General features: G+C 46.8%; 21 protein-coding genes, 2 pseudogenes and 1 other annotated feature. Of the genes and pseudogenes, 16 read left to right on the forward strand and 7 right to left on the reverse strand.

The features are described from left to right. Positions 1-100: 100 nt before the first annotated feature. The gene (locus GCU48_RS20260; RefSeq protein WP_152381253.1) at positions 101-940 is read right to left on the reverse strand and encodes a helix-turn-helix transcriptional regulator; all 840 of its coding nucleotides are present in this window, start codon (positions 938-940) and stop codon (positions 101-103) included. A gap of 160 nt (positions 941-1,100) precedes the next feature. On the opposite strand from GCU48_RS20260, the gene fabF reads away from it, so the two are divergent. From fabF to GCU48_RS20280, 3 genes are all read left to right on the forward strand, one after another. Next, complete coding sequence (gene fabF / locus GCU48_RS20265; protein ID WP_152381254.1) at positions 1,101-2,339, forward strand: beta-ketoacyl-ACP synthase II; 1,239 nt, start codon at positions 1,101-1,103, stop codon at positions 2,337-2,339. Positions 2,340-2,585: 246 nt separating this feature from the next. After that, positions 2,586-3,539, forward strand: coding sequence for a helix-turn-helix transcriptional regulator (locus tag GCU48_RS20275; protein WP_152381255.1), 954 nt, complete (start codon positions 2,586-2,588; stop codon positions 3,537-3,539). Positions 3,540-3,651: 112 nt separating this feature from the next. Next, a complete protein-coding gene (locus GCU48_RS20280) occupies positions 3,652-4,392 on the forward strand; it encodes a zinc ribbon domain-containing protein (RefSeq protein WP_152381256.1) in 741 nt (246 codons plus the stop codon). 105 nt (positions 4,393-4,497) lie between these two features. Here GCU48_RS20280 and GCU48_RS20285 read toward each other — a convergent pair whose 3' ends face one another. Further along, complete coding sequence (locus tag GCU48_RS20285; RefSeq protein WP_152381257.1) at positions 4,498-5,700, reverse strand: MFS transporter; 1,203 nt, start codon at positions 5,698-5,700, stop codon at positions 4,498-4,500. A gap of 197 nt (positions 5,701-5,897) precedes the next feature. On the opposite strand from GCU48_RS20285, the gene GCU48_RS20290 reads away from it, so the two are divergent. Together GCU48_RS20290 and GCU48_RS20295 are read left to right on the forward strand one after the other, a co-directional pair. Beyond that, entirely contained in the window at positions 5,898-6,485 is a 588-nt protein-coding gene (locus tag GCU48_RS20290) for a TetR/AcrR family transcriptional regulator (protein WP_152381258.1), read from the forward strand. 41 nt (positions 6,486-6,526) lie between these two features. Then, complete coding sequence (locus GCU48_RS20295; protein ID WP_025720774.1) at positions 6,527-6,766, forward strand: hypothetical protein; 240 nt, start codon at positions 6,527-6,529, stop codon at positions 6,764-6,766. Here GCU48_RS20295 and GCU48_RS20300 read toward each other — a convergent pair whose 3' ends face one another. Then, positions 6,767-7,951 carry an aminotransferase class I/II-fold pyridoxal phosphate-dependent enzyme gene (locus tag GCU48_RS20300; protein ID WP_152381259.1) on the reverse strand — a complete coding sequence of 395 codons (1,185 nt, stop codon included), beginning with the start codon at positions 7,949-7,951 and terminating at the stop codon, positions 6,767-6,769. A 42-nt stretch (positions 7,952-7,993) separates the two neighbouring features. Beyond that, positions 7,994-8,232: a binding site (T-box leader), on the reverse strand. Between the two features lie 111 nt (positions 8,233-8,343). Between GCU48_RS20300 and GCU48_RS20305 the strand changes: the two genes are divergently transcribed. Then, positions 8,344-8,619, forward strand: coding sequence for a DUF1361 domain-containing protein (locus GCU48_RS20305; protein ID WP_244315791.1), 276 nt, complete (start codon positions 8,344-8,346; stop codon positions 8,617-8,619). A 54-nt stretch (positions 8,620-8,673) separates the two neighbouring features. On the opposite strand, the gene GCU48_RS20310 is transcribed toward GCU48_RS20305, so the two are convergent. Further along, on the reverse strand, positions 8,674-9,603 hold the full coding sequence (locus GCU48_RS20310) for an ArsR/SmtB family transcription factor (RefSeq protein WP_152381260.1): 930 nt from the start codon (positions 9,601-9,603) through the stop codon (positions 8,674-8,676). Between the two features lie 501 nt (positions 9,604-10,104). On the opposite strand from GCU48_RS20310, the pseudogene GCU48_RS28900 reads away from it, so the two are divergent. The 8 genes and pseudogenes from GCU48_RS28900 to GCU48_RS20350 all read left to right on the forward strand — a co-directional run. After that, positions 10,105-10,326 (forward strand): annotated as a pseudogene (locus tag GCU48_RS28900) (sugar ABC transporter substrate-binding protein); the annotation flags it as partial. Further along, positions 10,317-10,631 (forward strand): annotated as a pseudogene (locus tag GCU48_RS20320) (ABC transporter permease subunit); the annotation flags it as partial. The pseudogenes GCU48_RS28900 and GCU48_RS20320, both read left to right, overlap by 10 nt. A gap of 81 nt (positions 10,632-10,712) precedes the next feature. Further along, positions 10,713-12,098, forward strand: a complete 1,386-nt coding sequence (locus GCU48_RS20325; protein ID WP_152381261.1) for an arabinan endo-1,5-alpha-L-arabinosidase — start codon at positions 10,713-10,715, stop codon at positions 12,096-12,098. Positions 12,099-12,333: 235 nt separating this feature from the next. Beyond that, complete coding sequence (locus GCU48_RS20330) at positions 12,334-13,305, forward strand: glycoside hydrolase family 43 protein (RefSeq protein WP_152381262.1); 972 nt, start codon at positions 12,334-12,336, stop codon at positions 13,303-13,305. A gap of 256 nt (positions 13,306-13,561) precedes the next feature. Further along, positions 13,562-15,649: a class I SAM-dependent methyltransferase gene (locus tag GCU48_RS20335; protein ID WP_152381263.1), complete on the forward strand. Its 2,088-nt coding sequence runs from the start codon at positions 13,562-13,564 to the stop codon at positions 15,647-15,649. A gap of 119 nt (positions 15,650-15,768) precedes the next feature. Next, a complete protein-coding gene (locus GCU48_RS20340; protein ID WP_025720767.1) occupies positions 15,769-16,290 on the forward strand; it encodes a GrpB family protein in 522 nt (173 codons plus the stop codon). A gap of 99 nt (positions 16,291-16,389) precedes the next feature. Continuing rightward, on the forward strand, positions 16,390-16,815 hold the full coding sequence (locus GCU48_RS20345; protein ID WP_152381264.1) for a VOC family protein: 426 nt from the start codon (positions 16,390-16,392) through the stop codon (positions 16,813-16,815). A 52-nt stretch (positions 16,816-16,867) separates the two neighbouring features. Then, positions 16,868-17,500 (forward strand): hypothetical protein, encoded by a 633-nt coding sequence (locus tag GCU48_RS20350; protein ID WP_152381265.1) that lies wholly within the window; start codon positions 16,868-16,870, stop codon positions 17,498-17,500. Positions 17,501-17,532: 32 nt separating this feature from the next. On the opposite strand, the gene nrdF is transcribed toward GCU48_RS20350, so the two are convergent. The 3 genes from nrdF to nrdI all read right to left on the reverse strand — a co-directional run bounded on the left by nrdF (position 17,533) and on the right by nrdI (position 21,143). Next, positions 17,533-18,498: a class 1b ribonucleoside-diphosphate reductase subunit beta gene (nrdF, locus tag GCU48_RS20355; protein ID WP_025720764.1), complete on the reverse strand. Its 966-nt coding sequence runs from the start codon at positions 18,496-18,498 to the stop codon at positions 17,533-17,535. A gap of 214 nt (positions 18,499-18,712) precedes the next feature. Further along, positions 18,713-20,797 (reverse strand): class 1b ribonucleoside-diphosphate reductase subunit alpha, encoded by a 2,085-nt coding sequence (nrdE, locus tag GCU48_RS20360; protein ID WP_152381266.1) that lies wholly within the window; start codon positions 20,795-20,797, stop codon positions 18,713-18,715. After that, entirely contained in the window at positions 20,784-21,143 is a 360-nt protein-coding gene (gene nrdI, locus GCU48_RS20365) for a class Ib ribonucleoside-diphosphate reductase assembly flavoprotein NrdI (RefSeq protein ID WP_025720761.1), read from the reverse strand. Before nrdI ends, nrdE begins: the two co-directional genes overlap by 14 nt. Positions 21,144-21,529: 386 nt before the next feature. Here nrdI and GCU48_RS20370 point away from each other — a divergent pair, with 386 nt between their 5' ends. Beyond that, entirely contained in the window at positions 21,530-21,880 is a 351-nt protein-coding gene (locus GCU48_RS20370; RefSeq protein WP_244315797.1) for a DUF2500 domain-containing protein, read from the forward strand. 58 nt (positions 21,881-21,938) lie between these two features. Then, positions 21,939-22,499 carry a GNAT family N-acetyltransferase gene (locus tag GCU48_RS20375; protein ID WP_025720757.1) on the forward strand — a complete coding sequence of 187 codons (561 nt, stop codon included), beginning with the start codon at positions 21,939-21,941 and terminating at the stop codon, positions 22,497-22,499. Positions 22,500-22,501: the final 2 nt, after the last annotated feature.

Genomic DNA, 22,501 nt, shown 5'->3' on the forward strand with positions numbered 1-22,501 from the left:
AGTTCTTGGCTCTGTCACATATATGACATCTATTTTGCACAGATCGTAGATGTAGTATGGACGGAAAAAGATATCTTCATAACAAGAGGGATAAAATCCGTTAGCTGTCCTCCATTAACTTTTGGAGTTTGCTTTCCGTAGAGGATTGCGCGTTGGGGGTGTAAATGCTGCAACGCAGATCGCCGCCTCCCTGTACCTGGAGAGAGGTTAGGTCAAACAACATCTTGCCAGCCTTGGCATGACGAAATTCTATGAGCACTTCCGGCGCAGAGCTTACTTCGCTCTGATTCCAAAGCTCGTTGAACTCCGGATAGGATTGACTCATATTTTGTATAAATTGTGCATACCAAGGGTCTGTCACGTATTGTCCGTAATATGCCCGGAAAATGGCCAGAAACCCTTTTACAAAATGCTCCCAATTTACGGCTAGACTTCTAAACTCCTTTTTGGTGAATAGCAGTTCAATCATATTGCGCTGCTCATGTGGCAGCTCGGCAAAATCCATAAAAACATGCGCCGCAGCGGCATTCCAGCCGACAATATGGCAGCGCCGATCTGAAATAATGGCAGGACAGTAGCGCAGCTCCTGCACAATCTTTTGCAGCGAGGAGGAAATGACCGTTTGTTCGGCAGAAGCAGGCGGGGCGTGAAAACCGGCTTCGAGCGCCAAATCATACAAATATTTGCGCTCATCCGTATTTAGCTGCAAAGCGGCGGCAATGGCGTCCAAGACAGAGGGCGACACCTTGATATCCCGTCCCTGCTCCAGCCAGGTGTACCAGGTCGTACTCACACCAGCCAGCTGAGCAACTTCTTCTCTGCGCAAGCCAGGTGTTCTGCGACGTGATCCTTGGGGCAGGCCGACCATATGCGGGTGTAGACGAGCTCTTTTTGTTTTGAGAAAAACAGATAATGCTTCCAGGCGTGCTTCGGTTTTCATAGGTATTTTCACTCCATTCATAGGTAAAGAAGGACTGAGCAGCTACTGCTCTCTCATAGTAGTGTTCATTATACCAGGATAAACAAACACTTGTAATAGGATAAAGTGAGGGTAAAATGAGGATTATAAGTAAGCTATCGAGCAGGAGGAATGAATAACTATGCAAAGAGTAGTGATTACAGGTATGGGTGTCGTGTCGCCACTGGGCAATGAAGTGGACACGCTGTGGGAAAATTTGCTGGAAGGCAATTCAGGTATACGTAAAATTGATACATTCGAAGTATCCGATCTAAAAGCACAAATCGCCGGGCTGGTACAGGATTTTGATGCAGAAAAGCGATGGGGACGTAAGGATGCCAGACGAATGGACCGGTTTACTCAGTTTGCATTATACGCGGCAGAGCAAGCGCTGAAGGATTCCGCTCTGGAACTGGATCAAATCAATCTGGAGCGTGTCGGAGTCTATGTGGGATCAGGAGTCGGCGGTTTGGACACGTTGGTGGACAATGTAGAGGTGATGCTTAACCGTGGTCCGGGCAGAGTTAGCCCAACACTGGTGCCGATGATGATCTCCAATATGGCTGCTGCTCAAATTAGTATCGCGTTCGGAGCAATGGGTCCTACTATGTCGCCCGTTACAGCGTGCTCTATCGGGAATACTGCGATTGGCGAAGCGTTTCGGACCATTCGTACAGGGGACGCGGACGTCATTTTTGCCGGTGGAGCAGAAGCGGCGGTTACCCGATTAGCCTTGGCCAGCTTCTCTAACGCGACTGCCTTGTCAACACGCAATGAGGAGCCTTCGATTGCAAGCCGACCGTTTGATCAGGACCGGGATGGCTTTGTCATGAGCGAAGGCGCAGGCATTCTGGTGCTGGAATCGCTGGAACACGCTGTGCAGCGCGGTGCACGAATCTATGGTGAGGTCATCGGCTATGGAGCGAGCTCAGATGCCTATCATGTGGTTGCGCCGCATCCTGAAGGAACTGGAGCTTATCTGGCGATGAAAGCGGCCCTCCATTCTGCACGTATCACTCCGGAAGAGGTGGACGTGATCAGCGCCCATGCAACGAGTACGTTGCCGGGGGATAAAGCTGAGACCCTTGCAATCCACAAGTTGTTTGGCGACTATGCCTACCAAATTCCTGTGACTGCGAATAAGTCCATGCTGGGTCATATGCTGGGAGCTGCAGGCGGTGTCGAAGCGATTGCGCTGGTACAAAGTCTGCGGGAGGGTATCATTCCGCCAACGATTCATCTGGACAACCCGGACCCCGTCTGCGATCTAGATTATGTGCCTCACAAAGCGCGCAAAGCATCATTAAATATCGGGCTATCTAATTCTTTTGGCTTTGGCGGTCATAATGCGGTCATTGTGCTGAAGCGCTACGAGTCATAAATGGAATGAGTGGTTAAAACCTCAGGTATTCTATCCAACTGGATGGGATACTTGAGGTTTTTTATTCGAGAAACAACAGATTCATTTTAGATAAGAGATAGAGTAAGATGAAGGAAAACAGTTGAAGGAACGGAAGTTAAGCTTTGAAACCTATGGTATAGAAAAGAATGCACTGGTATATCACGGTCAGGGATATGATGAGGAGCTAATGGCTTATTATTATTAATGGTGAAAGGTTTTGAAAAGATGAAAATTGACCGATTGCTTTCTATCGTCATTTTGCTGCTGCAAAGAAATAGAGTTCAAGCGAAGGAACTGGCCGATAAGTATGAGGTTTCAATACGGACGATCTACAGAGATATTGAAGCGATCAGCATGGCTGGTATTCCGGTGGTGACCTTTCAGGGAGCCAATGGGGGAATCGGCTTGATGGAAGGATACCGTCTGGATCGCAGTATGCTGACGGATCTTGATATAAAGGATATTGTGATGGGTCTGCAGAGCATATCCTCGTCGTTGGGTGGCCCCAATGTGTCACGGTTGCTTAACAAATTCGAGAGCATTATACCAGAGTCAGGAAGGGAACAATTTAGTGTCCGTGCTGCTCAGTTCATCGTTGATCATTCCGGATGGGGAAATCAGGCTGCGCAGGAAGGTAAATTGATAAAGGTGAAGGAAGCAATGAGCCAGGCGCGCACTGTCGCTTTTACCTATCGAAATGCGGAAGGAATAATCACGAAGCGGGATGTCGAACCGCATACGCTCGTTCTGAAAGGACAGCAATGGTTTGTGTATGCTTACTGTTCCGACAGGGAGCAGTTTCGTTTGTTCAAGCTTTCCCGCATGAGTGACCCTGTCGTAACAGAGACGGCTTTTACTCGCAAGGATCTTTCCTATGAAATACTTCCATGGAATGAAGGGCGGATGGCAGCAGCCAGGGCTGTACAGCCGTTTACATTACAATTTAACCGCAATTCCAGGCATCTGGCGGAAGACTGGTTTGGCGTGGAAGCGCTGATCGAGCAGACGGAAGGGATCTATACGGTTTCGGTCCCGTTTCCCGAGGATGCGTGGGCGTACGGATTTATTCTCAGCCTGGGACCGGATGTGGTTGTCAAGGAACCGGCCCATTTGCGGGACAAGATTCGGGAGATGGCGCTGCGTATTGCGTCTAATTATGAAGCGGGTCCGGAATCATAAAGGAATTCTTATTAGATATTCTAGGCTAAAGCAAAACGAACCTGACTGATAGCTGTCAGGTTTGTTTCGTTATACTGGTGGCATATCAGTTAGCGAAAGGGGATTGACAGAAATGGATACAGCTTGTCAAAGCTGCGGGATGCCGCTGGAGCATGAGGATCAATATGGGACAGATGCACAACATGGTGAAACGGATGAGTATTGCAAGTATTGTTACAAGGAAGGGGCATTTGTACAACCTGACTTGACTATGGAGGAGATGATTCAACAGTGTGTGCCTATCCTGGTAGAGGAGGGAATGCAGGCAGAAGAAGCGACTTCGATGTTGCGCAATCATCTGCCGAATTTAAAGCGGTGGCGTACTTCAGAAGATACTGAACTTCAAATGGACGGGCCCATTCGGGTGGAATACCGGGGTGACATCCATTTAATCGGACTTAAAGCACGTACAAGTAATCTAAAAGAACAAACATCGCATGGGATCATACCAGCCATGTGGGAACGTTTTTGGGCTGAGGGTGTGTCTGGTCGGATCAGAGGTCATGAGGGACAAGCTTCCGTCTATGGCTGTTACACCGACTATGAAAATGGTGCTTTGGGCGAGTACACTTTTTTTATCGGGAAGGAAGCGGCTGCGGATTTTCAAACCCCTGACGATCTTGAAGAGCTTGCAATTCCGGCTGCACGCTACGCTGTTTTCCAGGCAACCCAAGAGCCTTCTTCTGTATTCCGTGTATGGCAGACTATTTGGCAGTGGGCTGCCATGGGACATGCGGAGCGGACATACACAGGTGACTTTGAAGTGTATGGCAGCCCGGAGGAGCCTGTTTTGATTTACATTGCGATTAAGTGATGAATTTTGAGTGACAGAGAGAACCGCCTGGCCATGATTTGTGGAAGGGCGGCTTTTTTGATGCTTTAAACTTATAGTATGAGCTGTTCAAGACACTATAGCTGCTCAAGACGAATGGTGGGTTACCGCCCAAAAGATAAGAGCCAGAGCGCTGACACTAGCTCCCAATAGACATACCCCGTTCCACCCGGCATAGGTGTACATATGAGTCGAGGCAATGGCTCCGGTGGCGCTGCCAATCGAATAAAATATCATATAGCCTGCGGTAAGTCGACTGCGTGCCTCGGGGCGAACGTTGAAAATCATGCTCTGATTGGTGACATGTACGGCCTGTACGGCCAAATCGAGCAGGATTACGCCAAGCACCAAAGCAACCAGAGAATACTCGGTATAGCTGATTGGCAGCCAGGATAGCAATAGCAGTGCCAGCGCTATACCCGTTGTTCGCTGTCCCAGACCTTGATCGGCAAGACGTCCAGCGCGTGCAGCTGCTAAAGCCCCTGCGACTCCAGCCAGGCCAAAGGCTCCGATGGCAGTATGCGAAAGAGAGATTGGGGGAGCACTGAGAGGCAACACAAGCGAAGTCCACAATATGCTGAATGCCGTGAAAATAAGCAGCGCAAGGACAGCACGAATACGCAGAATTCGTTCTTGCACAAATAGTACGAGAACCGAACGAAGTAGCTGCGGATAGGAAAGCGTCGTACCTTTAGGCTCATGCTTCGGCAGCACCCAAAACAGAACTATAGCTATCAACAGCGTCAGTATAGCAGAAACGAGGTAAACGGTACGCCAGCCAGCGAGATCAGTCAACACACCAGCCACGGTTCGCGCCAGTAAAATACCGATCACCACTCCGCTTGTCACCAAACCTACGATTCGTCCACGTTCAGCAGGGGCGACCAAAGTTGAAGCGAACGCAACAAGCGTCTGGGTTACTACAGCCAGCATTCCAACTGCTGCCATGCTTAGGAGCAGCAGAGTGCGGCTGGGAGCCAGGCTGACCGCGATTAACGCCAGTACAGATAGCAGCATTTGTCCTGTGACCAATCGCCGCCGATTCAAAAGATCGCCGAGCGGGACGAGCAGCAGCAGTCCTAACGCATAACAAATTTGCGTGACCGTAATGACCACACCTATCGATGAAGGCGTAATACCAAATTCGTTCGCAATCGCATCCAGCAAGGGCTGTGCATAATAAATGTTGGCGACAGCCAGCCCGCAGGCTATGGCAAACAGGAGTGCTACTGAGCTGGACATGGAATGAGCGGCAACAGATTGCATAGGTCTGACTTCTGACATCTTCATTGCATACATCACGTCACTTTCTAGTCTTATTACATACTGATAAGTATAATATACCGATTGGTACATAATGATTTTAGGCCAATATAACTCGTATTCCAGTGAGATGTCAAGTATTTATCATATGCTTATTTGACAGCTGTTGCGGGTGATCATACAATCTTAATGTACTGAACGATACGAAAAAGAAGGGATTACTTATGGTTCGACCACGGGAATTTGATGAGGAACAGGCATTGGATGCAGCAATGCAAATTTTTTGGGAAAAAGGGTTCGAGGCCACGTCTTTAAGCGATTTGACCTCCAAAATGGGAATTCAGCGCCCCAGCATTTACGCTGCATTTGGGGACAAAAAACAATTATTTGAAGCTGCGCTGCGTAAATATACGCAATCTCATGCTGCTCGTGTGCGCACTAAGCTGCAAAGTCGTTCATCTGTAAAAGAAGCATTTTATCTTTTTTTTACAGGAGTTGTGGCGGAAGAATATGAGGGTGACTCTAACCGGGGATGCTTTTGCGTCAATACGATGGTCGAATTAGCCCCTCATGATGAAAAATTTGAAGTTTTGACCAGAGAGCACCAGATGTACCTGTCTGCCGTCTTTCAGGAAGCCATCGAACGTGGTATACGATCCGGGGAGTTGGAGGCTACTTTGGATGCACGAGCTCTGGCTCATACAATGGTCTCTTTGTTAATCGGGATTACCGTGATGATGAAATCACGTCCAGCGCGTTCTTTTGTGGATCAGGCGGTTGCAACTTTACTTCTATTACTGGATGGAAAATAAGATATAAAGCCATATGAAAAGTCCCCAACAGGAGGTGTACGATGCTGGCGAGGCTGATAAATAAAATCCCGAGGGATTGGCTTGTATTCATGTATAAGCATATGCCGTTCACCCGATTGAAAAATGCATTGGTGTATCCGGCCAAGCTCCGAAATCTCCGACATTTGTTATTGCCGTGTAGGGGAATGGCCGGAAGGTTTGCCAGCACACCAGAAAAAGCTTATTCAAGACCTGCTGAAGTAGCTTTGATTCAGTGTTTGTGTTCGTTTATGAAGGGCTGATTACAGGCGTTTCAAGAATTTGCCGATGCGCTCCAAAGCGATTTCCAGCTGTTCTCGTGACGATGCGTACGAGCAGCGGATAAAGCCCTCGCCGCCGGGGCCGAATGCGGAACCGGGTACAGTAATGACCCCCTCTTCTTCCAGCAATCGCTTGGCAAACTGCTCCGAGCTTAACCCCGTGTGCATAATGGAAGGAAAAGCGTAGAAGGCACCTTTCGGTTCATGACAGGGCAGTCCGGTCTGACATAGATTTTCAACGAACCATTTTCTGCGCAGATTGTAAGATTCCATCATACGATCTTTTTCCTCCAGCCCGTTGCGCAGGGATTCAATGGCGGCAATTTGCCCGATAATAGGAGCGCACATGGCGGTATATTGGTGAATCTTCAGCATGGCAGCGATTAACTCTCTTGGACCGCATACATAACCGACCCTCCAGCCAGTCATTGCAAATGCTTTGGAAAAACCGCTGATAAGCAGGGTCCGCTCTTTCATTCCCGGCAGAGCAGCGAAGCTTACATGCCGCTGTCCGTAGGTCAGCTCAGCATATATCTCATCGGATATTACAACCAGATTATGCTCCTCAACCAGGCGGGCAATGGGTAGCCAATCCTCATAGGTCATGATCCCGCCAGTCGGGTTGTTCGGATAACAGAGAATGAGCACTTTGGATCGCGGGCTCAGCTTGGCTTTAAGCGCCTCTGCTGTCAGCTTGAATTGCTGGTCAGCAGAGGCTTCGACCGTTATGGTATGCCCTCCACCCAGAAACGCAATAGGTGCATACGAAATATAGCAGGGAGCCGGGATGAGTATTTCATCATGTTCTGTAATCAGGGCACGTAGTGCCAAATCCAGCGCTTCACTGCTGCCGATGGTGACCATGATTTCATTTGCCGGGTCGTAGGACGTGTTAAAGCTGCTTTCCAGATATCCGGCAATCTCCTCACGAAGCTCGGGAAGACCGGCATTGGGTGTGTATGAGGTCTTTCCATTTTCGAGAGCTGTGATACAGGCCTTTCTGACATGCAGAGGGGTCACAAAGTCCGGTTCACCGACCCCAAGCGAAACGATATCATCTCTGCCCGCACTATATTCAAAAAACTTACGAATGCCTGAAGGCGGCATTGCTCGTACAGCTGGAGTCAAAAAATCGGTTATAGATGCTATTGTCGACACGTTAATCATGTTGATTTCCTCCTTTTTAAAAAACAAAAAAACCCGCCCCTGTAAAGGGACGAGTTTATACCCGTGTTACCACCCTAGTTTCATTCCATACGAAATGACACTCTGTTCACGTATCCATCAATACGTGTTCCGGTTAACGCTGGAAAGGCGGCAGAGCTTACTTCAGGTTCAGCCCGCTTCTCGGAGATGGCGTTCGGCTACCCTCGGAATGTTGGCTTTCACCTGCCCCAACTCTCTGCAAATCCGCTGTATAGCTTACTCGTTCTCGTCATTGAAATTTGTTGCCGTATCAAGTTAGGTGTAATTATAAGCACAACATTTCAGGATGGCAAGTCTTTTTTTTAGATTATAGAATTTACAAATTTTCAGCGGAGCTGAGGAACATCCACCGAATGCTGCAAAAAGCTTGTAATGGCTGGCTTGCGTGGGGCATCATTTTTATTTTGCTGTGGCTGGCCAGCGTGGGCGTATATATCGGCAGATTTGCTCGCTGGAATAGCTGGGATGCGATGTTAAAGCCCTTGGTCATCCTTACAGATGTTTGGAAATGGGTGAGCCTGGCAGGGGAAAGACAGCATTTGCTGTCCTTTAGCTGGCTGGTGTTTGGGATTACGGTCATTTTTTATCTAATGATGTATATCTCTTTAAGCGAGGAGAAGGAACTATAGGCCGAGGACACGTATTGAATGCATACGGTCTTCGGCCTTATTGCATGTGGCGAGCTAGTCGCTATCGTGGTCTTCAGCATGTACATCATAAAGCACGCGCACGAGCAAATCCTGACTAAAATTGCCGAATCTTTTGCCGAAAATAGTGAGCCCTCCTTTGTTCTCCGACTGATCGGATACGGATAAGCGGAGTGTAATGTCGCTTTTATAGTCAAGGCCAATTTCGTCTATTGTGACTTCTGATATACGGCAACCGTCAATGAAGCTGCCATGCTGATTGATGCGAATTAATTTGAGCATGCCATATTGATTCAAATGCGGTGGCCACCAATCGGGATTCAGGACTCCCGGTACTTCTCCAAAATCTCCGGGGCTGGTCCAGTACCCAATAGGGATACCATTGATGTGAAACCAAATATCGGAAGGATATTCCTCACAATAGCACGGTGCTTCTGAGCCCAGTTCTGCGGAAAATTGAATTTCCTTAAAAGATTGATTCGCTTTCAGATAGTTGGGGATGCGGTATTCCAAAAAGCCTTCGGCCATCCAGATCATTTCCGACTCGAGCCGTCCGGGATCTGCGAAATAGCGTGGATCGTCAAAATCGCCGATAATGCTGTCTCGGGTCACCAATCCGCAAGTGGGGACTGCTTGGTAGTTACTATAATGACCAATGCGAATCTCCACCTCATACACATTTTTTTGCTCTCTGCTGCGCAGATCTACCATTAGTTTTTCCTTATTCAAATAGCACATTTTTCGGATACCGTGTTTACCGCTCACAGTATTAATTTCCACAAGGCCGCACTCTTCCAGTTTGCGAATATGCATCGTAATGGTACCGTTGCTCAAATGGAGCTTGTTGGCGATATCGTTCATGCTTTGTCCCTGATAGGCAAGTAATTCGAGTATTTGAATGCGAATTTCTGAGCCTAGGGCTTTGAAAATGTCTAACCCAGACATCAAGTCCTTAATATAAATCATATCTATATACCTTCCTTATCTATAAAATATGTAATGAAAGCGTTTATATTATTACTTTGATTTATGTTAAAATAAAATTGGAAAGAAGTAAACTGCTTTTCTGTAACTATTTTTTACTAAAAAAGAGAGGAGCAAAATAGGCTCGAAAATAAATTTATTGCCGAAAATAAATCGTGTTTAAGTTATTTATTTGACTTTTATAATATAAATAAACTTTAATACGTCTACTTTTTATGCAGTTCAAATCAATGTTTTATATTTATTTAAAAAGATTTGTAAATGCATTGACGAACTGTAGAAGGGCGTGCTATATCTTGATTGTAAACGAATTCATTATTGATAAATCAAAATATAAATTATATGGTGCATGAGAGGGATGATAATCACAGCGGCAGTGAACAACGGTTTATGTACCGCACAAGTAAAGGATAAAGCCGAATCGTAAAAGGTTATTTTAATAACAAATGTATGCGGTTTCATTTAATTTTAGGAGGGGTCGCGTTGAAAGAGAAAAAAGGTTTTGCGATGACCATGGTTGTTCTGTTATTGATGGTTGCTGCATTGGCTGGCTGTGGAGGAGGAAGCTCCAGTAGCGATGGAACCAAGGAATTGACGTTCATGTTCCGTGGGGGTACGGATGAGCAGAAGGCTTATAAGGATGTTATCAAGAAATTTGAAGAGGAACATCCTGGCGTGAAGGTTAAAATGGTCGTGACGGCAGCTCTTATTTCCGCCTGTATTCGTCCATTACGTTCCCGCTCATTAAGCCGGCAGTGGCGGCACAGCTTATTTTATGGTTCATGGGAATTTGGAACGATTATTTGGCGCCGATCATTTACTTGAACTCACCGGAAACGCAGACATTACAGCTGGTTATCGCGAATTTTAATGCGACTTACGCCATTCAGACGTACTATCCGCTTATTATGGCAGCCTCCATTATAGCGTTGTTACCTGTATTAATTATATTCTTGATCTTCCAAAAACAAATCATTGAGTCGGTTGCCATTTCCGGTGTCAAAGGATAAGTGCGTCCATGGAAGGCACCGAGGAGCGATGGAAGATAGTCACGATATGTAATGAATAAAGGAAGGAGGAGAAGAACAGTTATGGTTATGCTGCTGATGCTAGGCCTATCCGGCTGTGGGGATAGCACCCCGGACCCGGTGTATCCGCAGGCTCCGCCTCCTGATCACTTGTATGATCAAAGTACGATAAACGATGAACAGCGCTGGACCATCAACAATGCACATGACCCGGCGATTATCAAAACAGATCAGGACTACTATGTCTATTCGACGGATGTAAAGACGGGTGGAGAGTTGAGGCCAGGTGTTATGGTGCGCAAATCGACCGACCTGATTCACTGGAACTGGGTTCAGTATGCATTGCCCGGCATACCCAAGGAAGCGGGAGCATGGTCATCAGCGACGAATCTGTGGGCACCGGACGTTATCAAGATGGGTGACATTTATCGGATGTATTACTCCGCCTCCACCTTTGGCAGCACGCGGTCAGCTATCGGATTGCAGACATCCAGCTCGCCGGAAGGCCCTTGGAAGGATGAGGGGCTGGTCGTTAAAACGGATGAGCATGACAAGCTGAATGCGATTGATGCCAATCCTGTGCTGGATGCGGATGGGAATCCGTGGATGGTGTACGGCTCTTTTTTTGGCGGTATCTACATTACTCGGCTTGATCCCCAAACGGGGAAGCTCAAGGAGTCCGGTTATGGGCAAAATATCGCTGCCAGAGACCGGGCAACTGAGGATGGTGCTGTGGAAGGACCCTACATTGTGTACAATCCAACCTTCCGTAAATATTACTTGTTCGTCTCGTATGATTCCTTGTTTGAGGACTACAATGTTCGCGTAGCCCGCTCGGACTCGATCACAGGGCCTTACGTGGATATAAACGGACATGATATGGCTGACACCAGTTATTTGCCTCAATACGAGATTGGCAACAAGATACTGGGCGGCTATCGATTCAGCGAAGGAGAGGGCTGGGTTGCGCCAGGCCATAATTCCGTGCTGAAGGACGAAGAGGATTATTATATGGTTCATCATGCGCGGGGAGAAACGGACAAGAGCTGGCCGTACCTGCATGTACGCAAAATATTGTGGACGGCTGATGGCTGGCCTGTCGTATCCCCGGAACGGTATGCAGGCGAGAAGGAACAGGATATACCTCAAAGGTTATTATCTGGCAGTTGGGAACGCATCGTGATGAAGCAGGAAGTGGACGGTCAGGTGCAAGCTGAACCACTCCGTCTGGAAGACGGAGGACGGGCGGCCAGTGGAGCTCTTGAAGGCCAGTGGAGTTTTGATGGCAAGCGTACTTTAACACTGGATTGGAGCGATACATCCGAAGGAACCCGGGAGCAACTGTTATTGCTTCCTTCATGGGACTGGGAGCTGGGTCGCCATACGCTAGTTTTTACAGGTATGAACAATAAGGGAATTTCAATTTGGGGTAAGCGTATCAGCCAATAACAAACCCAAAAATAGAGCTGAACTTTTGAAAATACATATGGAAACGGAGCAGGCGGAATGGTGCTGGACAAGCGGAGCGGTCGCCTTTGCCTCGGAATTTCCTCCTTTAATAGTACATTCAGGAAATTCGGGGGCAACAGCGATGGTAAGCACCATCCGTCTGCGCAGTGGCGCTCCATGTAAATCTTAAGTTCAGCTTACAAATCACATATTACACATAGAGGAGAGAAAAACCATGAATCAACCTGTACCTTTTATTAATCCGGTCATTGAGCAACGGGCAGACCCTTGGATCTACAAGCACAGTGACGGATACTATTATTTTACCGGCTCTGTGCCGGAGTATGACCGCATTGAGGTTCGACGGGCCCGTACCATTCAAGGTTTGAATACGGCAGAGCCTGTCGCAGTGTGGCACAAGTATGAAACAGGTCCATTAAGCGCGAATATTTGGGCACCGGAAATTCATTTTATTCATGATAAATGGTACATTTATTTTGCAGCAGCTCGTACAACAGAAACGAAGGAAGGTCTGTTCGACCACCGGATGTTTGTGCTGGAAAATGATTCTGCTAACCCGCTGGAAGGAGAATGGGTGGAGAAGGGACAAATCAAAACCCGATGGGAATCATTCGCTCTCGATGCAACAACCTTCCAGCATAATGGAGTTCTGTATTATGTGTGGGCTCAGAAGGACCCGGACATTGTCGGTAATTCCAATCTGTACATTTCTGAAATGAGTAATCCGTGGACGCTGCGTAGAGAGCAAGTGATGATCTCTACCCCTGAATATGAGTGGGAGGTCATTGGTTTTAAGGTGAATGAGGGAGCTGCGGTTCTGAAACGGAACGGGCGGATCTTCATCAGCTATTCAGCCAGCGCGACTGACCACAATTATTGCATGGGTCTGCTGACCGCGGACGAGAATGCGGATTTACTCGATCCGAAATCGTGGACGAAGTCTCCTATACCGGTATTCTGTACGAATGAGAAAACAGGTCAATTCGGACCAGGTCACAACAGCTTTACGGTTGCGCCTGACGGCAGCGATGTTCTCGTGTACCACGCTCGCAATTACAAGGAAATTACAGACGACCCGTTGTATGATCCCAATCGTCATACACGCGTGCAGCCGTTGAACTGGAATGAAGATGGAACCCCTGATTTTGGTATCCCTGTGCCGGATGGAGTTCCCGTGGATAAATAAGAAGTATAGTATTGATGCGTATAACAAGGTAAATAAGATATCTTCCAAGCTAAAGGCTTGGGGATATCTTTTTTCATTCGTGAATGCAAGGGGAATTCTGTTTTGTTCATCATTTGATTGATAAAAATGTTTAATATTTTCCACGGGATGGAAACTGCAAATGTATGGTAAAGTGTAGTTTATAAAGGAATTTATCCAAGAGTTTTTTCCAAAGTCTCATGTGCATACCGAATCCGAATCACACGAGGTGAGAAAAATGCTGCAATCATTAAAAGCCATTGCTAACTATCGGAAAGAAAATGATCTGGCCTGGGATATGCCGACTTGGCTGAAGCTGCTCGTTTCGGCTGAGGAGCGTATTGTCAATCTGGAACGTATCCGCTCCATTGGAGAGCTTAAGGATGCCAATCCTGTTCTGGATTATGTGGAGCGTACGCTGCTCATTTTGGACGGGCTTCCATTGTCTTTCTGGATTAAAGAGCTACTGGAGGATGTGCTGGTATGGTCTGAGACGGCCAAAGGGGGTACAGGCCGCGAACGCCTGCGCTGGCAGCAGGAGGGCATTAATTTATTTGTACATAATATCGGCTCTTCCCAGCTATATGTCAGACAGGCTCAAGCGGAGTCCCCTGCGTATCCGCGCAACAGCATGACCCGGATTTTGATTGAGACGCATGGACTTATCGGACAGTATATACGGGGCGAAATTCCTTTTTCGGAAAATCGGCCGTTGCTGGAAATTACTCGCAAGGGCTGGCTAAGCGCCGAGGAGCTGGAGCTTGTTTTACGTGCTCTGAACGAATGTATCATCGCCGGGGTAGATCCAGCTCTATGGGAGCAGGTACGTAGTGAAGTGGAGCAGTTGATCGGCTGGATCGCATGGGATAACGTGCCTGTGGTTTGGGGCGTAAAAGAACGGCTGCAGAGATTGCGGTCCGTTTCTATTCATGAAGGGGAGCCGTTTGAACAGGCTTATGCGGAGTTAAAGCGTGAGCTAAATGTGGAAAAGGCGCTTGCTCCGCTGGAGAATCGCACGCTTTGGTATGTAGAGTCAGCTTTGCAGGATTTTTCGCTTGAAGAGCTGGTAAAGGTGTTTTTACTCGCGCTGAGAGAGGGTACGGGACAGGAGCAGCCAGCTACGGTACGTCATATCAGCTTTGAATCTCTCATGAACACGATGTATTATGATTATCGTGGTATCAAGAAAATTAACGTATACAAAAAACGAATGATTGAAAAATACCTGAGTGCGCTGTCCTGGCAGGATCTTTTAAAAGGAAAGCGGAAACATAACCCTCATTTGAATGTGATCGTGGAGCATAAGGAGGAGCTGCCGAGCACCGTATTTTTTAATTTTGCATTTTCATCTGCGGCTGAGAAGCTGATTGACTTTTGTATTGAGGCAGAAAAAACGCCGCTGTATGATAAGGCCGTATTGCTGCTGTTCGATCTGTTCAGCTTACGGCGTGATGCTTATGATCGTTTTCACAATGAGGAAACGTATCTTACGGATATGAACCAGACTGTAGATTACAAAAGGGTCATTCTGGACTACGTGACCGGAACCCGCATTCTGGATATTGGACCTGGCGGGGGCGTGCTGCTGGATCTGATTGAGCAGGAAAGGCCGGATGCAAAGCCGCTAGGGCTTGATATCTCTGTGAATGTTATTGAAGCACTTAAACGGAAAAAGCAATTGGAGGGTCACCGTTGGGATGTGATCAAGGGGGATGCGCTCCGATTGGAGGAATTTGTGGAGACGGGGAGCATGGACACGGTCATTTTTTCTTCCATTCTCCATGAGCTGTATTCTTACATCGAACGAGATGGAACCCGGTTCAATCCGCAAACAGTGGAGGCTGCTCTGGAGAGCGCCTATCGTGTGCTGGCACCCGGCGGACGCATCATTATTCGTGACGGCATTATGACCGAACCGATAGAACAGCGCAGACGTATCCGGTTCCTGGAGCCGGACGGGATGGAATGGCTAATGCGTTATGCCGAAGATTTTGCAGGCCGCCAACTTGAAATAGAGCGTGTGAGTGAGTCTGAGGCTGTTTTGCCTGTGAACGATGCGATGGAATTTCTGTATACCTATACCTGGGGGGCAGAAGCCTATGTGCATGAAGTGCAGGAGCAGTTTGGTTATTTTACCCCTTCACAGTATGAGGAGTGTATTCGTAACACACTTGGACCACAGGCGATTATTCGGGTGAACCGCCACTATTTACAGGAGGGTTATACCAAGGCGTTGTCCAGGCGTGTTGAGCTGACAGACGAGCAGGGACAGCCGGTTCCTTTGCCAGACAGTACCTGTCTGATTGTGATTGAGAAGCCGGAATAGGGCTGGAATTATTAATAGTTGGAGTTGCTAGATATTTGTTGAACAAGAGGATGCCTTCTGATTTGCGTCATGCGCGATTAGAAGGCATTTTTAGAAAATAACGGAAGGTGTGTTCATGTATGTCCTCGCATGTAGAGATATCCGAATATGATCCGCAGTGGGCGAAGGAGTATGCGCGGGAGCGAACGAAAATTATAGAGGCTCTTGGAGAACTATGCATCGGCATAGAGCATATCGGCAGTACGTCCGTTCCTGGTCTGGGAGCCAAGCCTATTATTGATATCATGGCTGGGGTGGAGGATTTGGCCAATATTCAATCTGATCATCGTGAGCGCTTGCTTGGTAATGGATATGAATATGTACCTAAACCTGATTTTCCAGAGCGGGCTTTCTTTCGCCGTGGAGAATGGGGAGCAGGCACTCATCATTTACATATTTATAAGTATAAAGGAGAGCATTGGCAGAATCATCTGCTGTTCCGTGATTATTTACAGTCACATCCGGAGAGCTTGCGGGCGTACACTGACCTGAAAAAAGACCTGGCGCAGCAATTCACATATGATCGTGCAGCATATACCGAAGCCAAAGGGCCGTTCATTCGGCAGATTATTGAGCAGGCACGGCATGAAAAGCCTGTCTAGAAAGAAGAAGAAAAAACAGATCTGTTTTTCTTGACAAGTTTTGCATATAATACAGGAGAAGTAGCTGGGTGAACTTAATATAAAGGAGCTGTGTTGAAGATGTCAAAACGTTTGATTCCTTACATCACGATGAATGGAAATGCCAAAGAAGCAATCGAATTTTATGAAAAGGCATTGGATGCTCAACTGCTTTTTATTCAAACCTTTGGTGAAATGCCGGAAAACCCTGATTTTCCGATTCCCGCAGAGGTCAAGGAACGTGTTGGACATGCTACCCTTAAAGTTGGTGAGACCGAGCTTATGTTTTCCGATACCTTTCCCGGATCGCCGTTCAGCAGCGGGAACCAGGTGAGCATCTGTATTACAACCGACAGTGTGGAGCAAGCCCAAACAATGTTTGATGCTTTACAGCAAGGAGGACAGGTGGGTATGCCCTTGCAAGAAACCCATTTTAGTCCTGCCTATGGGAATGTCACAGATAAGTTTGGTGTCACCTTTCAAATTTTCACAGAGGCTCGATCATAAACAATGGAAAACGGTCAGATTTCGCTATTTAGGCGATCTGGCCGTTTTTTGCATGAATGCCCTCGTTCAAGAGGTTGCTCCATGTTGGCGAAGACATGATCCAAAAGGACTTGCACAGCGTCAGCATGACCGTAATGTGCTGCAAATCCCAATGAAGGAGCACCATGAGCGGTATGGGATTACAGGTAATTGTTTTGACTTAGCGATCTGGCTGCTGCACGAGTTTAAAAAAGAAGGAATTGAAGCTTATCCTATCGGCCATGATTTAGGGACAACAGAGGCACACGTCGCTGTAATCGCTAAAAATGAAGATGGCAGACGTTATTTATGCGACTTGGGAGAACAATGGTTGATTCCAGTATTAGTAGATGCAGATCATCCAAGCTTTACATCAGAGAGATTAACAGGCTTTTTTCCAGCAGCAGAAATTGAGGTCCAACCACATCAGGATACGGTTACAATCTTATATCACAGACCTAATGGTAAAATGAGTAGTCAGAAGTTCGATCTTGTACCCTTGGAACTCTCGTCATTTTGGAAGGCGGCGGAAATTTCTCAGAACACGATAAAAAAGTCGCCTTTGCCGGGGGATTCTAACCTTATAACTAATTCAAAAAGAATCCCCTGGCAACAGCGATCGGAAGAACCATCCACTCGCGGAATGGACCTCTTCAGCGTCACCTAAACAAATTATTTTCACATATACCTATCTATGATCTATACACCAAAATTAAAATCATCATCGGTCAGCGGCTCTACATTCATGGCACGCACATAGCCGTTTCCTTTTTTGGAGAAGAAGTCATGCTGCTTGGTGTGGGTGCTGATACCGTTGAATACAATCGGGTTAACCTCTTCGTCTTCAAACAGCGGATCAAAGCCCAAGTTCATCATGGCCTTGTTGGCATTGTAGCGCAAGAAGACTTTAACGTCGTCTACGAGTCCAATAGGAGCGTAAATCTGCTCGGTGTACTGTTCTTCGTTATTGTGCAAGTAGCGCAGCAAGCCTACCAGCGTCTGGTAGAGATCGCGTTGCTCTTCCTCGCCCAACTCCGCATAAATCTCCTGTGCCAGCACACCTACATATACACCGTGAATACTTTCATCTCGCAAGATCAGGTCGATAATTTCTCCGCTGCATGTCAGCTTGCCCTGACCTGCCAGATAGAGAGGGTAGAAGAAGCCGCTGTAAAATAAATAGCTTTCCAACAGCACCGAGGCGGCCATTGCGAGATACAGGTCTTTCGGTGTATGGATATTCATATAATACTGACGAATGGTTTCCGCTTTGGTTTGGAGATGCGGATTTTCTTCCACCCAGCGGAATACACCGTCAATTTCTTCCGTGGAAGCCAGTGTTGTAAAAATACTGCTGTAAGACTTGGCATGAATCTGCTCCATCATCGCCATAAAGCTGAGTACGGCTTTACGTTGCAGCCCGTCCACATGCTCCATAATTTGCGGCATCCCCACACCGCCTTGAATGGTGTCCAGCAGGGTCAAGCCGCCCAGCACCTTCATGTAGGCTTCTTTTTCGATATCACTGAGGGTTACCCAGGACATTTTATCATCAGACAGTGGAATTTCATCATCTGTCCAAAATTGCATAATGTTCTGGTTCCAGAACATCAGTGTGAAATCATCGTCCGAGCGATTCCAGTTTACAGCTTGTATACCTGTCATTGTTTAGCATTCTCCCTTCAGCTTGCGAGATTCCCTAGGATCTCAATAAAAGTGATGCAGGCGAATCATCGGATGCTTGACATACGGAAGCTGTATCCGCAAGGCTGTGACCCAATCATACCCGTAATGGGCCGAACGTCACTCTGGATACAGCTTCTAATGAAAAGCATTTTTATATCATCAAATTTCTAATCATCATGCTATCCAAAATGCTTTAGATCGAGCAGGTGAGACACTCTTCCACAGACAGCTTTTTGGTACGTGTGTAGTACAACGATTTAAGTCCTTTATGTGCAGCGTACAGGTAGCAACGGGCTAACTGACGTGTAGTCACATCACTGTTCACATGAAGCACTGTCGAGATTCCTTGATCCACGTGAGGTTGAATTTCCGCAATCAGGTCAAGCACTTTGAACTGATCCATTTGATAAGCGGATTTATAGAAGAACACATTATCTCTCTGCAAATAAGGCATTGGATAGTAGGTTGTCGAATTTGCATAAGTGCGTGTCTCAATCTGCTCAACAATCGGCATGACGCTGGATGTCGCATTTTGAATATATGAAATGCTGGCAGTTGGCGCAATCGCCATACGATAGGCATGGTACAGACCATTTTTCATCACGTCCGCTTTCAGCTTGTTCCAATCGGCTGGAGACGGAACATAAATACCGTTGAACAGCTCTTGCACACGTGCGGTTGTCGGACGGTAATCCGTATTCAGATAACGGTCAAAATACACGCCGGTCGCATAATCCGATTCCTCGAACCCGTAAAAGCTTTGTTCAGCCGCTTTCGCGATTTCCATACTTTTCTCTATGGAATGATAGTTCATCGTCATGAAGAAGGTACGGACAAAATCCTTCGCTTCGTTGCTTTCATAAGCAATTTTGTTTTTGGCAAGGTAGCCGTGCAGATTCATAACACCCAGACCAACGGAATGCATTTCACGGTTTGCTTTGGCAACACCCGGTGCATTAGCCACATGTGTCATATCGCTGACCGAGGTGAGCGCAATCATGCCCTCATGAACGGATTCGCGGATTTTGCCATGCTCCATCACATTGACAATGTTCAGGGAAGCCAGATTACAGCTCACATCGCGGCGAATGGTATCCTGTTGTCCATAATCGGTAATCTCGGAAGTTTCCTGCAATTGGAATATTTCCGTGCACAGGTTCGACATCTTGACTTGACCCACGTTTTTAAGAGCATGCGCCTGATTGGCGTTACTTTTGTTCATAATATATGGATAGCCGGATTCCAGCTGAATCATGGCAATTTTCGTCAGCATGTCACGTGCGCTCATCGCTACTTTTTTCTTCACTCGGTCATCGGCGAGCAGCGTATCGTACATTTCATCCAGATCCATGTCGTCCAGATGCGTTCCATAGGCTTTATACACACTGTACGGAGCAAATACGTGCAGCGGTTCATTATCCTGAGCCAGCTTGTAAAAGCGGTTCGGCACCAACAATCCGATCGAAAGTGTTTTAAGGCGCACTCTTTCGTCTGCATTGATTTTTTTACTATCCAGGAACTCCAGCACGTCCCATCCGAAAATGTTGTAATATGCCGCGCCTGAGCCCTTACGTTGCCCCATTTGATCGGCGTAGGAGAAGCCGTCTTCCATTAGCTTCAGTACAGGCATAATACCTTTTGCTGCGCCTTCTACGCCTTTGATCGCTTCGCCGCGTGCCCGCAGCTTCGACAGGTTCACCGCGACACCGCCGCCGATTTTGGACAATTGCATACAAGTGTTCAGTACATAGTTGATTGAGTTCAGGGAGTCGTCCATTTCGAGCAGGAAGCAGGATACCAGTTCTCCACGACGGCTTTTGCCTGCATTCAGGAAGGTGGGTGTGGCGGGCTGGAGGCGCTGCTCCATCATCGAGCGGGCCAACACGCGCGCCGTATCGGCATTACCGCGTCCCAAATGCAGAGCGACTGCTGCAACCCGGTCAGGATAATGCTCCAGATAGACCTTACGGTCATTACTTTTCAGTGCATAATCGGTATAAAACTTGGATGCTGCCATATAGGAAGGAAATTTAAAATGATAGCTATGAGTGATATGGAAAATATCATTAATTTCATCCGCTGTATAGCTATTATAGAAATTCTCGTAATAATCATTCTCAATCATGTACAGCACTTGAGCCGCTGTATCAGCAAACTTCAAGCTGCGTTCCTGAACTTCCTTCATAAATTCTGCTACAGCCTCTTGATCCTTTTCCAATTGGAAAAAGCCGTCTGTATCGCGTTTCATCAACATGTTGTTCAATTCAATATGCCGCAACTCGGCTCACCTCCTGTTTAAAACGCTCTACATCTCCGAACGTTCCAGATAATTCAAATTTACTAATCACGGGGACATTGTAATGATCGGCAATCAAATCTGCGCTTTTGGCAAAGCTCTCGCCCCAATTCCGGTTGCCGCTTGCAGCTACACCAACGAGGTTTTTAGCGTTTTTTTGCAAAAAGGAAGATACCCTCTCAGGTATCTGGCCAAACCCCGTTGTATATGTAATGAGTACGTAAGGTTCATCTATAGTCATTTGCTCCTGGATCTGAACTGCCGGAAGCTTGAGCTTTCCAATAAATCTTTTTACATTGCCGGTTTTAGAATCATAGGCAATCAGCATTGTAGGCATCCTCCTTAACAATTAACGAAAAAAAGAAAACGGTATTACCCGCTTTTTAAAATGTTGGACTCTATATTTACATGATTTTCATACCTGTATCTTCAAGATATCGGGCAAAAACACGTTTTTTACACTATATTTAGAGTACATTCTCTATTTTATATCTATATATAGTTTTGTCAATCGGTCCAGAGGGGAGCGGAGGGCCCAGATCCGGTATAAGTCCAAGCGGGGTGCGGAAAAGAGCGAAAGAACTTTTTTTTCGTAAGTATGTTAAAAAAGTATTGGAGTTTTTGAGGTTGAAGATGTACCATTTGTCAATGGGCAATAGAATGGAAAATTTACATTTTACTGTAGAAAGGATGAAGTAGATGGGAGGTAGCTATATGGATCAGACTGAATCATTTAATACAATCTTTTTTAGCGTGTTTGGTATTATTGCTCTTTTGATGATTATCGTTATTGGCAAGACGATAGGAGCAGGGCTTTCCAACCAAGCTGCCGAGCTGGTCCAACGTCCATGCAAGGTTGTGGATAAGCGCACGAGGGTACGCGGAGGGTCAGGCGATTTTTCGGCTTCGACTTATAATTATATTACCTTTGAATTTGACGGGGGTGAACGTAAGGAGCTGGAGGTGAAGGATAGGGACTTCGGTGTGATTGTGATCGGGGACCGTGGTGAGCTTCATTATAAAGGTACACGTTTTGTGGAGTTTGTGAGAATCATGGAAGCATAAAATGTGTTGGTAGAGAGCTGGAATACCTGAAAAAATACATACCGGAGGGCAGATGACGATGCCGCATATCATTGGGGAACGAATTGTATTGAGAGAGTACCGTCTGGAGGATATACCTGATATCCGAAAATGGGTCAATGACCCGGAAATTACACATGGTTTAAGCGATGTATTTATCTATCCGCATTCACAGTTCAATAGCGAATCCTTTGTACAGATGATGGTTGACGGTAGCTCCGAGATCAAAGGCTTTGTCATTGCGCATAAAGACACACTGGACTATATCGGGCAACTGGATTTATTTAAAATCAACTGGGTGAATCGGCACGCCACACTTGGAATTGTGATCGGATGTGACGGTGATCTGGGCAAGGGCTACGGACGGGAAGCGATTCGGCTAATACAGAAATTTGCATTTCATGCTCTGAACCTGCATCGGCTGGAGCTGGAGGTCTATGCGTTCAATGAACGTGCACACCGTTGCTATCTGGCTTGCGGCTTCAAGGAAGAAGGGCGGCTACGGGAAAAGCTATTCAGGGAAGGAAAATATTATGACATCATTCAGATGGGGATTTTGCGAAGTGAATATGAGGCTGTAGAGCAAGCGAAGGAATCCTGAAA

Origin of the sequence: Paenibacillus brasilensis, from assembly GCF_009363115.1 — a bacterium.
In the GTDB taxonomy this organism is placed as follows: Bacteria; Bacillota; Bacilli; order Paenibacillales; family Paenibacillaceae; genus Paenibacillus; species Paenibacillus brasilensis.

What these genes read in the sequence shown, in the direction of transcription:
- GCU48_RS20305 (WP_244315791.1), top strand. Translation starts at nt 8,344, where the DNA reads ATGCTGCAAAAAGCTTGTAATGGCTGGCTTGCGTGGGGCATCATTTTT.
- fabF (WP_152381254.1), top strand. Translation starts at nt 1,101, where the DNA reads ATGCAAAGAGTAGTGATTACAGGTATGGGTGTCGTGTCGCCACTGGGC.
- nrdI (WP_025720761.1), bottom strand. Translation starts at nt 21,143, where the DNA reads ATGCTGATTGCCTATGATTCTAAAACCGGCAATGTAAAAAGATTTATT.
- GCU48_RS20285 (WP_152381257.1), bottom strand. Translation starts at nt 5,700, where the DNA reads ATGAAGATGTCAGAAGTCAGACCTATGCAATCTGTTGCCGCTCATTCC.
- GCU48_RS20335 (WP_152381263.1), top strand. Translation starts at nt 13,562, where the DNA reads ATGCTGCAATCATTAAAAGCCATTGCTAACTATCGGAAAGAAAATGAT.
- GCU48_RS20310 (WP_152381260.1), bottom strand. Translation starts at nt 9,603, where the DNA reads ATGATTTATATTAAGGACTTGATGTCTGGGTTAGACATTTTCAAAGCC.
- GCU48_RS20330 (WP_152381262.1), top strand. Translation starts at nt 12,334, where the DNA reads ATGAATCAACCTGTACCTTTTATTAATCCGGTCATTGAGCAACGGGCA.
- GCU48_RS20370 (WP_244315797.1), top strand. Translation starts at nt 21,530, where the DNA reads ATGGATCAGACTGAATCATTTAATACAATCTTTTTTAGCGTGTTTGGT.
- GCU48_RS20345 (WP_152381264.1), top strand. Translation starts at nt 16,390, where the DNA reads ATGTCAAAACGTTTGATTCCTTACATCACGATGAATGGAAATGCCAAA.
- GCU48_RS20260 (WP_152381253.1), bottom strand. Translation starts at nt 940, where the DNA reads ATGAAAACCGAAGCACGCCTGGAAGCATTATCTGTTTTTCTCAAAACA.
- GCU48_RS20375 (WP_025720757.1), top strand. Translation starts at nt 21,939, where the DNA reads ATGCCGCATATCATTGGGGAACGAATTGTATTGAGAGAGTACCGTCTG.
- GCU48_RS20340 (WP_025720767.1), top strand. Translation starts at nt 15,769, where the DNA reads ATGTCCTCGCATGTAGAGATATCCGAATATGATCCGCAGTGGGCGAAG.
- GCU48_RS20325 (WP_152381261.1), top strand. Translation starts at nt 10,713, where the DNA reads ATGGTTATGCTGCTGATGCTAGGCCTATCCGGCTGTGGGGATAGCACC.
- GCU48_RS20275 (WP_152381255.1), top strand. Translation starts at nt 2,586, where the DNA reads ATGAAAATTGACCGATTGCTTTCTATCGTCATTTTGCTGCTGCAAAGA.
- GCU48_RS20280 (WP_152381256.1), top strand. Translation starts at nt 3,652, where the DNA reads ATGGATACAGCTTGTCAAAGCTGCGGGATGCCGCTGGAGCATGAGGAT.
- nrdF (WP_025720764.1), bottom strand. Translation starts at nt 18,498, where the DNA reads ATGACAGGTATACAAGCTGTAAACTGGAATCGCTCGGACGATGATTTC.
- GCU48_RS20300 (WP_152381259.1), bottom strand. Translation starts at nt 7,951, where the DNA reads ATGATTAACGTGTCGACAATAGCATCTATAACCGATTTTTTGACTCCA.
- GCU48_RS20290 (WP_152381258.1), top strand. Translation starts at nt 5,898, where the DNA reads ATGGTTCGACCACGGGAATTTGATGAGGAACAGGCATTGGATGCAGCA.
- GCU48_RS20295 (WP_025720774.1), top strand. Translation starts at nt 6,527, where the DNA reads ATGCTGGCGAGGCTGATAAATAAAATCCCGAGGGATTGGCTTGTATTC.
- GCU48_RS20350 (WP_152381265.1), top strand. Translation starts at nt 16,868, where the DNA reads ATGAATGCCCTCGTTCAAGAGGTTGCTCCATGTTGGCGAAGACATGAT.